16 protein-coding genes are annotated in these 13960 nt (G+C 72.3%); 6 read left to right on the top strand and 10 right to left on the bottom strand.

Annotated features, from left to right (window positions below; translation table 11 throughout):
* Positions 1-96: 96 nt before the first annotated feature.
* Positions 97-984 (bottom strand): bile acid:sodium symporter family protein, encoded by an 888-nt coding sequence (locus IE264_RS29970; RefSeq protein WP_032758404.1) that lies wholly within the window; start codon positions 982-984, stop codon positions 97-99.
* A gap of 389 nt (positions 985-1373) precedes the next feature.
* On the opposite strand from IE264_RS29970, the gene IE264_RS29965 reads away from it, so the two are divergent.
* A complete protein-coding gene (locus IE264_RS29965) occupies positions 1374-2327 on the top strand; it encodes a hypothetical protein (RefSeq protein ID WP_032758403.1) in 954 nt (317 codons plus the stop codon).
* An 11-nt stretch (positions 2328-2338) separates the two neighbouring features.
* Positions 2339-2860, top strand: coding sequence for an AAA family ATPase (locus IE264_RS29960; RefSeq protein WP_032758402.1), 522 nt, complete (start codon positions 2339-2341; stop codon positions 2858-2860).
* A 53-nt stretch (positions 2861-2913) separates the two neighbouring features.
* Here IE264_RS29960 and IE264_RS29955 read toward each other — a convergent pair whose 3' ends face one another.
* The 3 genes from IE264_RS29955 to IE264_RS29945 form a co-directional block, all read right to left on the bottom strand.
* Positions 2914-3243 (bottom strand): hypothetical protein, encoded by a 330-nt coding sequence (locus tag IE264_RS29955; protein ID WP_015607452.1) that lies wholly within the window; start codon positions 3241-3243, stop codon positions 2914-2916.
* Positions 3244-3472: 229 nt separating this feature from the next.
* On the bottom strand, positions 3473-3919 hold the full coding sequence (locus tag IE264_RS29950) for a peptidoglycan-binding domain-containing protein (RefSeq protein ID WP_032758400.1): 447 nt from the start codon (positions 3917-3919) through the stop codon (positions 3473-3475).
* 261 nt (positions 3920-4180) lie between these two features.
* The gene (locus IE264_RS29945) at positions 4181-4990 is read right to left on the bottom strand and encodes a LysR family substrate-binding domain-containing protein (protein ID WP_032758398.1); all 810 of its coding nucleotides are present in this window, start codon (positions 4988-4990) and stop codon (positions 4181-4183) included.
* 58 nt (positions 4991-5048) lie between these two features.
* Between IE264_RS29945 and IE264_RS29940 the strand changes: the two genes are divergently transcribed.
* Positions 5049-5441 carry a DUF5997 family protein gene (locus IE264_RS29940; protein ID WP_015607455.1) on the top strand — a complete coding sequence of 131 codons (393 nt, stop codon included), beginning with the start codon at positions 5049-5051 and terminating at the stop codon, positions 5439-5441.
* An 87-nt stretch (positions 5442-5528) separates the two neighbouring features.
* Here IE264_RS29940 and IE264_RS29935 read toward each other — a convergent pair whose 3' ends face one another.
* The 4 genes from IE264_RS29935 to IE264_RS29920 form a co-directional block, all read right to left on the bottom strand.
* Positions 5529-6026, bottom strand: a complete 498-nt coding sequence (locus tag IE264_RS29935; protein ID WP_015607456.1) for a peptidylprolyl isomerase — start codon at positions 6024-6026, stop codon at positions 5529-5531.
* Positions 6027-6134: 108 nt separating this feature from the next.
* Entirely contained in the window at positions 6135-7304 is a 1170-nt protein-coding gene (locus tag IE264_RS29930; protein ID WP_032758397.1) for an EstA family serine hydrolase, read from the bottom strand.
* Between the two features lie 86 nt (positions 7305-7390).
* A complete protein-coding gene (locus IE264_RS29925; RefSeq protein WP_032758396.1) occupies positions 7391-7966 on the bottom strand; it encodes a histidine phosphatase family protein in 576 nt (191 codons plus the stop codon).
* A gap of 250 nt (positions 7967-8216) precedes the next feature.
* Positions 8217-9686 (bottom strand): aminotransferase-like domain-containing protein, encoded by a 1470-nt coding sequence (locus IE264_RS29920; RefSeq protein ID WP_032758395.1) that lies wholly within the window; start codon positions 9684-9686, stop codon positions 8217-8219.
* Between IE264_RS29920 and IE264_RS29915 the strand changes: the two genes are divergently transcribed.
* On the top strand, positions 9685-10701 hold the full coding sequence (locus IE264_RS29915) for a DMT family transporter (protein ID WP_078657520.1): 1017 nt from the start codon (positions 9685-9687) through the stop codon (positions 10699-10701). The two genes, IE264_RS29920 and IE264_RS29915, sit on opposite strands and share 2 nt — an antisense overlap.
* A gap of 50 nt (positions 10702-10751) precedes the next feature.
* Complete coding sequence (locus tag IE264_RS29910; RefSeq protein WP_015607461.1) at positions 10752-10955, top strand: DUF1918 domain-containing protein; 204 nt, start codon at positions 10752-10754, stop codon at positions 10953-10955.
* Positions 10956-10998: 43 nt separating this feature from the next.
* On the opposite strand, the gene IE264_RS29905 is transcribed toward IE264_RS29910, so the two are convergent.
* Positions 10999-12270, bottom strand: coding sequence for a glycoside hydrolase family 10-like protein (locus tag IE264_RS29905; RefSeq protein WP_439904094.1), 1272 nt, complete (start codon positions 12268-12270; stop codon positions 10999-11001).
* A 195-nt stretch (positions 12271-12465) separates the two neighbouring features.
* Here IE264_RS29905 and IE264_RS29900 point away from each other — a divergent pair, with 195 nt between their 5' ends.
* Complete coding sequence (locus tag IE264_RS29900) at positions 12466-13326, top strand: 3-hydroxybutyryl-CoA dehydrogenase (protein WP_015607463.1); 861 nt, start codon at positions 12466-12468, stop codon at positions 13324-13326.
* A gap of 85 nt (positions 13327-13411) precedes the next feature.
* Here the strand turns inward: IE264_RS29900 and IE264_RS29895 are convergent, their stop codons facing one another.
* Positions 13412-13942: an NUDIX domain-containing protein gene (locus IE264_RS29895; protein ID WP_015607464.1), complete on the bottom strand. Its 531-nt coding sequence runs from the start codon at positions 13940-13942 to the stop codon at positions 13412-13414.
* Between the last annotated feature and the right edge of the window lie 18 nt (positions 13943-13960).

The following is a 13960-nucleotide window of genomic DNA, read 5'->3' as shown; positions in this document are numbered from 1 at the left end:
GCGCCCGGTGGTGAGCTGTTCACCCACCCGGCGAGCACTGGGACGGGGAGGCTTTCCCCCGCCGGGCGGGCGGCGCAGCCGAAGGCGTCCGGAGGGTCATCCGGTCGGTTGGCCGAGACTCTTCTCGGCGTCCGAGTGGCGTCGGGTGATCAGGTAGCCGAAGGCCGTCGCGAGGACGTACATGAGGACCGAGTAGACGGCGCTGGGGATGGCGACCTCGGTGCTTTCCAGAACGCTGAGCGCGATGGTGAGCGCCACGGTCGTGTTGTGGATGCCGACCTCCATGGAGCTCGCTATCGCCTGGCGCTTGTCCAGACGGAGCAGCCGGGCACCGGCGTAGCCGAGGGTGAGGCTCGCTAGGCAGAAGATGCCGGTCACCAGCCCGACCTGCTGCATGTAGTCGGCCAGATTCTCCCGCTCACCCAGCAGGGCACCGACCGAAACGATCACCAGCACGACGATGGAGAAGATCCGGACCGGGCGGTCGGCGCGTGCGGCGAAGTCGGCGGAGCGCCGACGGACCGCCATACCGACGGCGACCGGGATGAGCACGATGGCGATCACCTGCACCACCTTGCCGAGTTGCAGACCGAGGTCGCCCTCGGCGTCGAAATGGTCGATGGCGAGGTTGGTGATGATCGGGATGGTGATGGCGGCGAGGACCGAGTTGATCGCGGTCAGCGTGATGTTGAGGGCCACGTCTCCGCGGAAGAGGTGGCTGAACAGGTTGGCCGTGGTCCCGCCGGGGGAAGCGGCCAACAGCATCACGCCGACGGCGAGCAAGGGGTCGAGGTCGAATATCTTCACCAGCCCGAACGCCACGAGCGGGAGTACCAGCACCTGCAGCACCAGCGCGACGACCACCGCCTTCGGTGACCGGGTGACCCTCCTGAAGTCGTCGGTGGTCAGGGACAGCCCGAGGCCGAACATGATGATCGCCAGGGCGATCGGCAGACCGGTGGTGATGAGTGCTGAGTCGTTCATCGGTGTCCTTCAGGTCTGGAACTGGAAGGGGCGAGGGCGGCGAGCGCGTTCCGGTCCACGTGGGTGCGCGTGCGAGGGGCGGGGGTTGTGGCCGCACGGAGGTTTGTGGAGTGGGCTGTCACCGTGGGGATGCCGGGACGCGTAGGACTGACTGCACGCTCGTGGACCTTGTCGGCCGCTTCAGGGCGTAGGTGAGTCTGACCCACCGCTGAGCTGATGGGGAAGGGTGGCGCAGACAGCGAATCCCCTCTGTGGTGGAGAGGGCCGAACCCGCCTGCCACGCGGCTTCCACTCCCCCGCACGGGGGAGGTGGATTCGTCCTGCGGGGGATGTGGCGAGGTGCGGTGACGTCGGACGCTGGGATTCCTGCTGATGGAAGGGGAGTTCGGGTGGAACGGTGGGATCGGATCGGGCGGGGGGCCGCTTATGGGGCCGCCCTGGCGTTGCTGCCGTACCTGCTGATCAAGGTGGTGTGGGTGGTCGGCTCGCTTGTGGGGACGCTGCCCGTCGGCACCGGATTCGGCGTGGCGGAATGGGTGGTCCTCAACACCGTCACGGTCGGTATGGCCGGGATCGGGGTCGCGCTGGCGCTCGCCCTCGTACGGCCGTGGGGGATGCGGATTCCGGGGGCCCTGGTCGCCTTCTGTGCCTGGGTGGGGTCGGGGCTCCTCGTCTCGATACTGCCGTTCGGCGTGCTCAGTACGCTGCTGGGCGCCGGCGCCGACTCACAGGACGGCGGCGACGAGCCGGTGAGGCCGGTCTGGGAAGGCTTGCTGGTCCAGTTCAGCTTTCTGGGGATGGGGCTGGGGCTGGCCCTCGCGGTCCCCGCCCATCTGCGGCGCCGCTGGCCGCAGGCGTTCACCGGGCGGGTCGGCGACGCACCACGTGCCGCGCCGCCGTGGGCTGCCGTCGTCGGCGCGGCGGTCGGGCTGGTCTGGCTCTACTGGGCGGCCGGCGGCACCGTGGGTATCGCGCACCCGGCCGAGCGAACCACCCACGGGTACGCGCTCGGGGCTGTCTCCGGGTTCTGGGCCCTCGCCGGATCAGCCGCCGTCTGGATGATCGCGCGGGCACGTCCTGCCCGGCTGCCCCGCCGGCTGCCCCTGGTGTTCGGCTGGGTCGGGTCGGGCTCGCTGTTCGCATGGAGCGGCTGGAAGCTGCCCTTCACCCTGTATGCAGCGCTGGCGGAGCCGGCCGGCTTCACCCCTCCGGAAAGCCCCGGCGCCGCGGTGATCCTGCATCTTGGTGCTGTAGCGAGCGGCGCGGCGATGCTGCGAATACTCGTCCGCGAACGCGAACGCGACCGGCTCACCGAGTCCCGTCACCGGCCCACACCGCACTAGCCTGGGGTCCCATGATCGTATGGCTCAACGGCACCCACGGCGCAGGCAAGACGACGACCAGTGCGCTTGTGCAGCAACTGATCCCGGATTCGCGGGTGTTCGACGCCGAGAAGGTCGGCGAGACGCTCATGGACATCACTCCGGGACTGCCCGGTACGGACAACTTCCAGCACTGGCCGCCGTGGCGGCCGCTCGTGGTCGAGACCGCCCGCCACGTACTCGACTACACCGGCGGCACCCTGGTGATGCCCATGACCGTCCTGGTCGAGCAGTACTGGCGTGAGATCAGCGCGGGCCTCGCCCAACACTCCATTCCGGTCCGGCACTTCGTCCTCCACGCCGACCAGGAGACGCTCCGCGGGCGCATCGAGGGAGATACGGCCATGGGCCCCTCCGCCTTCCGCCTCAAGTACCTCGCCCCCTATGCCGAGGCGGCCCGCACGTGGCTGCACGACGAGGCCGAGGTCATCGACACCACGCACCTCACGCCCACCCTGGCCGCCCAGCGGATCGCGGAGGCCGTCACGAGCTGAGGTCCTGCCCCGCACGGTCCGGAACGGGGCGCCGCCCACCCCGGAGGGAACCGTCAGGGAACGTCGTAGCGCACGAGGGCCCTGGCAATCGGTTCGCCGCTGCGCCCGGCGTACGCCATCCGTTCGCGCACCTCGCGGAGCGTGCGAGGCCGGTACCCGGGTCCACCGCAGCAGCTCTTGTGGAAGCCGACACCGGCGTTCAGCAGCACGGAGAGGGTCCGCCATGCCGCCACGTCACGTCGGCGGGGCACGGCGAACGCCGACCCCGCGTGAATCAGCGGCTCCGCACAGCGCGGACAGATCCGTTGCCTGGTGGAGTCATAGGGCTGCTTGTACGAAGCCCGGCACGGGAGGCAGACGTACGAGGTCTTCGCGTTGGCCATGTGCGCAGCTTAGGGATCTCGCCGTCACCGCACCATCGAGTTCTGCCTCAGGCAGTCTCAGCATGTGGCGTCGGGCGCGGACGGGCGCTGCCCGGTGCGCCACGGTCGGCGCACCGGGCGGGTCCGGGCCCGGTCGAGGCGCCCGGCGTGGTCCGCTCCCCCGTCGGACCGCGGGCCCGCCGTGCGCCTCACCGTCGGTCGGCGCCCCCGGGCGCCTCTCAGCCGGGGATCAGCGGGCGTTGGCGAATCGCTTGAACGCCGCCTGGGTGCCCGACCCGGCGATACCGTCGATCGCGCCGGTGTAGCCGTAGTGCGCCTTCAGCCAACGCTGCAGCGCCTTCACCGTGTTGGGTCCGACGACTCCGTCGATGGCGTCGTTGTAGTTGGCGGCCGACCTCAGGAACCGCTGGAAGGCCTTCCAGCTGTTGGTCCCGAGCTGCCCGTCGATCGCGTCGTTGTAGTTCCAGGAACCCGCCAGCCAGCGCTGGACCTCCTTCGCCTGCGCGGTGCTCAGCCCGAGGTTGACGACCGCGAGCGGCGCGACCTGCTGGGCGCTGACCGCAGGCGCCTGCTGGGCCGGCGTGGCCGCGAAGCCGGTGCCCGCCGCCGCCAGCGTTCCGGCCGCGATACCCACGGCGGTGGCGACACTCACGAACGTCCTTGTCATGGCTCGCATGTACTTCCCCTCCCCTGCACGGAACCGACCGGACGGGCCGGCTGACGACAACCCTGCGGGACGGGGGCAGCGGGCACCACCGCTGCCGGGGAAGTGACGCAATCCCGGGAATTCCCATCCCCTGACCTGCTGGGACGCCGTCCACGGGATCTGTCCGACGGGACGTCGGGACGTCGGGACGTCGGGACGTCGGGACGTCGGGACGTCGGGATCGTGTGGGGCAGAGAGGGGACCGTACAGATGCGGGGCGAGGCGTCCGCTCTACCGGCCGCGCGGCTTTCCGCGCTTGCCGCCCGCCTGGCCGCCCTTGGGGGCGCCCCCGCGGCGGCCGCCGGCGCCGGTCTGCTTGCCGGGGGCGGGCTTGCGCCCGGTGGAGCCGCCCGTTCCGGCCCGCTTGGCCTTCGCCTTCGCCTTCTCCTTCGCCGATGGCTGCGGAGGGGTCACCGCGCGGCCTCTGGTGCTGTTGACCGTGCGCCCCCGGACGATGCCGATGAACTCCTCCACCAGATCGGGGGTGGGCTCCTCCTGCGGCCACGACAGGGCGACGCGGGACTCGGGAGCGTCCAGGACCGGCCGGTACGTGAGGTCCTTGCGGTGGTGCAGGCGGGCCAGGGACTGCGGGACGAGGAGTACTCCGACGCCCGCCGCGACCAGCTCGATGGCGTCCGCAGTGGTGGCCGGGCGCTCGATCGCGGGGCTGCCGGGGAGCTTCTCCCAGTCGAGGAGGTCGTCGAGCGGGTGCAGGACGATCTCGTCGGCCAGATCGGCGAGCGTCACGTCCTCCGCCGCCGTGGCGACGTGGTCCTTGGGGATCACGACGACGGTCGTCTCGGTGTAGAGGGGGATCGCGCTGAGGACGTCCCGGTCGACCGGCAGCCGTACGAGCCCGGCCTCCGCACCGCCGTCCGCCAGCAGCCGGGAGGCCTCGGCAGCCGGGACCTGGACCAGCTCCAGGGGGGTGCCGGGCAGCCGCTCGTTCCAGACCCTCACCCACTTGGTCGGCGTCACGCCGGGGACGTACGCGAGCCTGAAGGAAGAGGGCTTAGCAGAGGGGGTATCCGAGCCTGTCACGGAACAAGGCTACCGGCAGGTGGTCGGAGGTATGTCCCATGGTCGATACCCTGGACCCATGACGTCGCACAAGACCGCCCAGACCATGAAGCCCGCCACCGCGGCGAAGAAGCTGGGTGTGTACCTCCAGGCCACCCCCGCCGAGTTCCAGGAGGGTGCCGTCTCGCGCACCGAGCTCAACGCCCTCCAGACCGATCCGCCCGCGTGGCTGGTGGAGCTGCGCCGCACCGGTCCGCACCCCCGCCCGGTGATCGCGGCGAAGCTCGGCATCTCCATCGCGGGGCTCGCCCGCGGCGGGGTCGCCGATGCCCTCACCACCGAGCAGGTCGACGCCCTCAAGGACGAGATGCCCGAGTGGCTCAAGAAGGAGCGGGCCACCCAGGCGGAGGTCCGCAAGGAGGCCGCCCGGATCAAGGAGCGCAACGCGGAGCGCGCCGCCCGGTCGAACTGACCGCAGCCGACGAAGACCAGGAAGCCCGGCCGACGCAGTGCGTCGGCCGGGCTTCCTGGTCTGCCGGGCCCGAAGGCCCCGCTTCGCTCAGAGGGTGCCGGACTCGGCGATGGTGACCTTGGCGCTGGTGCGGCCGCTGGAGGAGCCGAGCGCCTCGATCTTGCGGACCAGGGCCAGGCTGTCCTCGTCGGCGACCTCGCCGAAGACCACGTGCTTGCCGTCCAGCCACGGGGTGAGCACCGTGGTGATGAAGAACTGCGAGCCGTTGGTGTTCGGGCCGGCGTTGGCCATCGAGAGCAGGCCCACGCGGTCGTGCTTCAGCTTGAAGTTCTCGTCGGCGAACTTCTCGCCGTAGATGCTCTTGCCGCCGGTGCCGTCGCCGCGGGTGAAGTCCCCGCCCTGGAGCATGAAGTCGGTGATCACGCGGTGGAAGGAGGAGCCGGCGTAGCCGAAGCCCTTCTCACCGGTGGCGAGCGCGCGGAAGTTCTCCGCCGTCTTGGGGACGACGTCGTCGAACAGGTTGAACGTGATCCGCCCTGCGGGCGCGTCGTTGATGGTGATGTCGAAGTAGACCTTGGTTGTCATGGTGACATCCTCACATTCCTGGCAACCGCAGGCGAAACCCGGGTTGGGTAGGCGCAGTGGAATGTCACGTTCCTCTCACCCCGGGTCATCCGCGGGCGGCGTTCCGGGTCACCCTCGGGCGGCGTCCCGGTGGGCCGCGTAGACCGCGTCGACCAGGGCCGTCTTCCGCGGGTCGTCGGCCACACCGGAGCCCATGCGGTTCATGACGTACCCGAGGGCTATTCCCGCTTCCGGGTCGGCCAGTCCGCAGGAGCCGCCCGCGCCGTCGTGGCCCATCGCCCGCGGGTTGGGTCCGTAGGAGCGGTTGCGGCCGCTCAGCCAGAGGCCGAGGGCGATCTCCGTCTCGTGGGCGAAGGCATCCCCGAGGACGAGGTCGCGGCAGGAGCCCTGGCTCTCACGGACCCGTTCGACGGCCTGCTCGGAGAGGATCCGATGGCCGCCGAGGCTACCGCGTCCGGCGAGGATCCCGTAGAGCGCGGCGACCGCGCGGGCGGTGCCGTGGCCGTTGGCGGCGGGGATCTCGGCGGCGCGCCACCCGGGTGTGTTGGCGGCGGCCCGGCCGGTGGGCGGGTTGAGCAGGGAGGCGACGGCCACCGGTTGCATCCGGGCCAGCAGCGCGGCCTGGGCAGCCCGGTCGGTGCGGTCCTGGACGAGTTCGGCGAGCCGGTGGGTCTCCTTCTCCGGGAGGCCGAAGGTGAAGTCGATGCCCAGCGGGCCGGTGATCTCCTGCCGGAGAAACTCCCCGGGCAGCACCCCGCTGACCCTGCGGACCACCTCGCCGACGAGGAATCCGTACGAGATCGCGTGGTAGCCGGACCGGGTCCCCGGCTCCCACATGGGCGCGGTCGCGGCGAGCCGGGCGCAGGTCAGTTCCCAGTCGTACAGCTCGTCCAGGGTGTGCGGCACGCCCACTCCGGCGACCCCGGAGCGGTGCGACAGGAGGTGGCGTACGAGAACGGATCCCTTGCCGTTCGCCGCGAACTCCGGCCAGTACGCGGCGACGGGCGCGTCGAGGTCGAGGAGGCCCCGGTCGGCCAGGACGTGGGCGCAGAGCGCGGTGGGGCCCTTCCCGGTGGACCAGACGTTGACCAGGGTGTCCCGCTCCCAGGGGCGGGTGCGGGCCTCGTCGGCCCAGCCGCCCCAGAGGTCCACCACGGGTATGCCGTCGGAGAGGACGGTGAGCGCCGCGCCCAGTTCGCCGCGGGCCGTGAAGTTCTCCTCGAAGGCGTCCCGGACCCCGGCGAACCGGTCGTCGCAGTGGCCGTGGATCTGCGGCACGTGGCCTCCTTGGATACGGTCCGGACCGATGCCCCAGCAACGTACCGACTGGTCGGACTGGAGGGAAGGGCGGGTGCCCGCCGAGGTCAGCGGATGCCGGACTCCAGGCTCAGGCTCCAGCGGCCGGGCGAGCCGGCGAGCGTGATGGTGGAAAGCGGGCGGACGTCGATGTTCCAGTACGCCGTCGGCGGCACGTTCAGCGCGTAGACGAGGGCCGCGCGGATCACGGCGGGTTCGGCGACCGCGACGATGAAGCCGTCGCAGGCCGGGCGGGTGTCCAGCCAGCCCCCTATCCGCCCGATGAAGCCGAGGAGGGACTCCCCGCCGTGCGGGGCGCTGCCCGGGTCGGCGAGCCAGGCGTCCACGGCGGCCGGTTCCCGGGCGGCGACCTCGGCCAGGGTCATACCGCGCCAGCGGCCCATGTCGCAGTCGCGCAGGGCGGGCTGGGCCATCGGGGCGTAGCCGAGCGCGTCGCCGGTGGCACGGCTGCGCGGGGTGGGCGAGCAGTAACGCAGTTCGGCCGCCCCGAGCGGGACCAGGGTGTGGGCGACGAGCTGCACCTCGTGCCAGCCGGCGTGGTCGAGCGGCCGGTCGTCGTCGAAGCGCTCGGCCAGGCGGGGGGAGGTGCGCGCCGCCGCGACCAGGGTGACCCGATGCGTCATGGCCGGATGGTGGTGCCGAACGCCTGTCCGGTCAAGAGGGCGCCGGTGCGCGCGGGCCCGCCAGGTCGCATTCCGGGCGCGGCCGGGGTGCACGCGTCGCCTTGTGAGTTTGCGGACTCGCTGAAGTGCACGGGCCCGCCCGGTCGCATTCCGCGCGCCCGGTGTGCGCAGGTCTGCCCGGGCGCACGAGCCCGCCCGGTCGGATTCCGGGCGCGCCCGGTGCGCGCCCGTGGTGCCCGGACTCCCCCGGTCAGCTCCCGGACGCCCCGGGAGGCCGAAGCCCGTCGTACGCGGTACGGAGCCGGCGGACGCCCTCCGCGATCTCGGCCGCCCCCGAAACCGCGGCGAAGCTCAGCCGTACGTGTCCCGCCGGGGGTTCGGCGCAGAAGTACGGGCTGCCCGGGGCGATGGCGACCGAGGCGCGCAGGGCCGCGGAGGCGACGGCGGACTCGTCGGGGCCCGTTCCCGCGCCGGTCGCCGGGATCCGGAGCCAGAGGCTGCCGCCGCCCGTCGGCACGTGGGGCAGGGCGAGGGCGGGCAGCTCGGAGCGGAGGGCGGCGGCCATCACCGTACGGCGGCTGCGCAGCTCAGCCGCCACCGCGGCCAGGTGGCGGCCCCAGGAGGGGGAGCCGACGAGTTCGAGCGCGGCCTCCTGGAGCGGCCTCGGTACGAAGAAGCTGTCGACGACCTGGATGGCGCGCAGGCGTTCGAGGACCGGGCCCCGGGCGGCCAGTGCGCCGACCCGGAGGCTGGGCGAGGTGACCTTGGTGAGGGAGCAGACGTGGACGACCACGCCGTCGGGGTCGTCGGCGGCCAGGGGAGCCGGGAGCGGTCCGGCGTCCTCGTGGACGAGCCGCCGGGCGAAGTCGTCCTCGATGACGAACGCCCCGGCCGCCCGTGCGATCGCCAGGATCTCGGGCCTGCGGGCGGGGGTGAGCGTGACCCCCGTGGGATTCTGGAAGAGGGGCTGGGTGACGAAGACCCGGGCCCCGGTGGCGCGGAACGCGTCGGCGAGCAGCTCGGGCCGGACCCCGTCCCCGTCCATCGGGACGGGGACCGGGCGCAGCCCCGTGGCACGGGCCACGGCGAGCATCCCGGGGTAGGTGGGCGACTCGACCAGGACCGGGGCGCCGGGCGGGGCGAGGGCGCGCAGCGCGGTGGCCAGGGCGCTCTGGCCGCCCGCTGTGATCAGGACGTCGGAGCCGGAGACGGCCGGGCCGATCTCGCGGGCGAACCAGGACCGCAGTTCGGGCAGCCCGTCCGTGGGCGGGCGGCCCCAGGCGCCCGGGCGGCGGCCGGCCCTGGCGAGGGCGGCGGCCAGGGCCCGCTCGGGCTGGAGGGAGGCGTGGAGGTAGCCGCCGTTGAACTCGACGGTGCCGGGCGGTGGTGCGGCGAGGGTGGCCAGGACCCCGGAGGCGTCGACCGTACGGGGCACGACCTCGGGTCCGCCGTCGCCGCTCAGCGACACTTCCTGCCAGGAGGTGTCCCCGGGGGCGGGGACCTCGGCGCGGGGCTCGGCCCGGAAGGCGCCGGAGCCGGGGCGGGTGGTGACGAGCCCTTCGGCGGCGAGCTGGGCGATGGCGCGGGAGACGGTGACGGGGCTGACCCGGAACCGCTCGACGAGCGCACGACTGGACGGCAGCTTCCCACCCGGCGAGTAGCGGTTCAGTTCGGACCGCAGGGAAGTGACCAGTTCCGCGACGCTGCTACGCTCTTGCATGAGAGCACAGGATAGCGCTACCGCAGCAGGAACGATAGCGGTCACCATCGGTACGGAGACCTCCCCGACGCCCGGTACCGGCGCGCCGCAGCACACCGTGAAGGCCCCCGCCCGCCGCGGCTCCCTGCTCGCCGCGCTCGGCGTCGTCGCGTTCTCGCTCACCTTCCCCTCCACCGCCTGGGGCCTGGAGAGCTTCGGCCCCTGGTCACTCGTCGCCCTGCGCTCCACGCTCGCCGCCGTGATCGCGGGCGGCTTCCTGCTGGCGGTCCGGGCGCCGGTGCCCGCGCGCCACCACTGGGGCGGGCTCGCGGTGGTGGCGGGCGGCGTGGTCGTGGGGTTCCCGCTGCTGACGACCCTGGCCCTGCAGACCTCCACCACCTCGCACGCCGCCGTGGTCGTGGGGCTGCTGCCGCTGACGACCGCGGTGCTGGGGTCGCTGCGTACCGGCGAACGCCCCTCCCGTACGTTCTGGGCCGCGGCCCTGGCCGGGGCGGCCGTCGTGATCGGCTTCACCGTGCAGCAGAGCGGTGGCGCCCTGGCCCCGGGTGACCTGTATCTGTTCGGCGCGCTGCTGGTGTGCGCGGCCGGGTACACCGAGGGCGGCCGGCTGGCCCGGGTGATGCCGGGGTGGCAGGTGGTCGGCTGGGCGCTGATCCTGTGCCTGCCGCTCGCGGTGGCGGGCAGCGCGGTGGCCCTGCCGCTGGAGCCGGTCCACCTCACCGCGCACGGCATCCTCGGCCTGGTCTGGGTGGCCGCCGGATCGACCTTCTTCGGGCTCTACGTCTGGTACAAGGGCATGGCCGAGATCGGCGTCCCCCGGGCCAGTCAGCTCCAGCTCGCGCAGCCGCTGCTGACGCTGGCATGGTCCTTCCTGCTGCTCGGCGAGGAGGTGTCGGCGGCGGCTCCGCTCGCGGCGGTGGCGGTGCTGGTCTGCATCGCCGCCACCCAGCGGACGGGCCGCCGGGACCGGGCGGCCCAGCGTGCGGCAGGGGAATCCGCGCCCGTACGGTCATAGACTTGGCCGTACGGACAGGCGGACCGCCACCCCTGAGGAGGTCACCCCCGATGGAGGCACACGCGGGCGACCGGCTGCTGATGCACGGCAGGACCGTGGGACAGCACGACCGGGTCGCAGAGATCATCGAAGTACTCGGGGACGGGGGCGCCCCTCCGTACCGGATCCGGCTCCCCGACGGCCACGAGCACCTGATGTCCCCCGGCCCCGACAGCGTCGTCCAGCACGTCGAGGCGCCCCGGGACCAGCACTAGCAGGGCCGGGGCCGGGGTCCGAGCGGCTCCGGCCCCACTGCTCTCAGCGCGGCGCGCGCACCCGGTCCTGGTAGTGGTCGGCGACCACCCGGGCCATCGCCCCGATCCGGTCGGCCGCCACGTGCTTGGCGGAGAAGAAGATGTGCCCGCCCACCTCCTCGTGGTCCCTGGCGAGGGTGAGGTGGCGGGAGAGCTCCGCCGGGTCCTGCCAGGGGGCCGGCTGGGCCGGGTCGCCCGCCTTGTACAGCGCCTCCCCCACGTACAGGCCCACGCCCGTGCCCCGTACGGTCGCGCTCCACCAGGCGAGGACCTTGGCGTAGTCGGCGGCGGCGAGGCCGATATGCCAGTAGATCTGCGGGGCGATGTAGTCGATCCATCCCTCCTTGACCCATTTACGGGTGTCGGCGTGCAGGTCGTCGTAAGTCTCCACGCCGGCCCGGGTGTCGGAGCCGAGCGGGTCGGTCGAGGCGTTGCGCCAGACGGCGAAGGGGCTGATGCCGAACCGGACGCCCTGCCGGGTCTCCCGGATCCGCTCGCCCATCTCGCGGACCAGCCGGTCGGTGTTGTCGCGGCGCCAGGCGGCCCGGTCCGGGAACCCGGCCCCGTACCGCTCGTAGGCGGCGTCGTCCTTGAACGCCTCACCCGCCACCGGGTACGGGTAGAAGTAGTCATCCCAGTGCACCGCGTCGATCGCGTACCGGCGGACGGCGTCCAGCATGGCGTCCTGGACGAAGCTGCGGACCTCCGGCAGCCCGGGGTTGTAGTAGAGCTTCCCGCCGTACGGCAGGACCCACTCCGGGTGGAGCCGGGCCGGGTGGGAGGCGGCGAGGCGGGTGGGGTCGGTGTGGTTCGCCACCCGGTACGGGTTGAACCAGGCGTGCAGTTCGAGCCCCCGGTCATGTGCCTCGCGGACGGCGGTGGCGAGCGGGTCCCAGCCGGGGTCCTTGCCCTGGACCCCGGTGAGACACGCGGCCCACGGCTCGTACGGGGAGGGCCACAGGGCGTCCGCGGTCGGCCGGACCTGGAGCACCACCGCGTTGAGCCGCAGCGCGACCGCCCGGTCCAGGTGGGCGATCAGCTCGGCCTCCTGGGCCGCCGCCGTGAGGCCGGCCCTGGAGGGCCAGTCCAGGTTGGCGACCGTGGCGATCCACACCCCGCGCAGCTCGCCCCGCGCGAACCGGTCCTCGCCGTCGCCCCCTCCCCGCAGGGCCCGATCCGGCTGGGAGGCCACCGCGTCACCGCCCGTCGTCATCGCCGCCACCAGCGCGGCCGCACTGGCCACGAGTGATCTCCGGGTCATCCCTGTCCGTCGCATGCGCCACCCTCGTCTCTCACGTCGACCACGACCCCCCTTGCTGTACGTAACAGAATGATGCCCGTCCGTAGCCGGATGACCCGCAGGTCACCGGGGTGGGCTCGCGGAGTAACGTCGTGGGGTCGAGGCGGGCACCGGAATCACACGGGACCCTGCAATGCGGAGAACATCGAAAGGCACGAGGTGACGGACTCTATGGCCGACATTGCACGCGTCGGGGTGGTGGGCTGTGGCCAGATGGGCGCAGGGATCGCGGAGGTGTGCGCGCGCAGCGGCCTCGAAGTGAAGGTCGCCGAGACCACCGGCGAGGCGCTGGAGATCGGCCGCACCCGGCTGCACAACTCCCTCTCGAAGGCCGCCGAGCGCGGCAAGATCAGCGCGGAGGAGCGGGACGAGACCCTCGGCCGGCTGAGCTTCACCACCGATCTCGGGGAGTTCGCCGACCGCGATCTCGTCATCGAGGCCGTCGTGGAGAACGAGCAGGTCAAGACCGAGATCTTCCAGGTGCTCGACCAGGTGGTGACCCGGCAGGACGCGATCCTGGCCTCCAACACCTCCTCCATCCCGCTGGTGAAGCTGGCCGTGGCGACCTCGCGCCCGGACCGGGTCATCGGCATCCACTTCTTCAACCCGGCCCCGGTCCAGAAGCTGGTCGAGCTGATCCCGGCGCTGACCACGTCGGACGAGACGATCAAGCGCGCCGAGGCCGTGGTGCAGGACGTGCTGGGCAAGCACCCGATCCGCGCCCAGGACAGGTCCGGCTTCGTCGTGAACGCGCTGCTGATCCCGTACCTGCTCTCCGCGATCCGGATGTTCGAGTCGGGCATCGCGAGCCGTGAGGACATCGACAACGGCATGGAGATGGGCTGCGCCCACCCGATGGGCCCGCTGAAGCTCGCGGACCTGATCGGCCTGGACACCGTGGCCTCCGTCGCCGACTCGATGTACGCCGAGTACAAGGAGCCGCTGTACGCCGCTCCCCCGCTGCTCCAGCGCATGGTCGACGCGGGCCGCCTCGGCCGCAAGACGGGGTCGGGCTTCTACCCGTACGCCTGACGCCCCCGTCACCTCGTGGAGCCGGTCCCGGACACCCCGGGGCCGGCTCCTCGTGCGTACGAGGCGCTCAGGTGCCGGAAGGGCCTCAGCCCAGCCTCAGGTGGTGCAGCATCAGCAGCGCGGCCGCCATGTTCGCCGCGGGCACCTCTCCCCGGGCGATCATGTCCGGGACCAGCTTCAGCGGTATCCACTCCCGGCGCGAGGACTCGAAGGCGTCCTGCGGAGGCCCCGTGTACTGCGCCTCTTCTGCCCAGTAGAGGTGGTGGCGGGCGTCGGTGAGGCCGTTGGCGGGCTCCACGGTGAGCAGCGGGCGCAGCGGGCCGGGGCGCCAGCCGGTCTCCTCCTCCATCTCACGGGCCGCCGCCGCCGCGATGTCCTCGCCGTCATCGACGACCCCCGCGGCCAGCTCCCACCCCCAGCTGTCGGTGATGAACCGGTGGCGCCAGAGCAGCAGCACCTCGTCCGCCTCGTTGACGACGGTGGCCGCGGCGACGGGCCGCAGCCGGATGACGAAGTGGTCGAGATGGCTGCCGTCGGGGAGCTGGACATCCGCCAGGTTCACCCGGAACCAACGGTTCTGATACACATTCTGTTCGCTCAAGTTCGTCCACTGCACAGTTCTGCCGCCTTTCGA

Origin of the sequence: Streptomyces microflavus (assembly GCF_014650075.1) — a bacterium.
GTDB lineage: Bacteria > Actinomycetota > Actinomycetes > Streptomycetales > Streptomycetaceae > Streptomyces > Streptomyces microflavus.
Note: the sequence above shows the minus strand (reverse complement) of the source record. Positions and strands in the feature narration are given on the sequence as shown.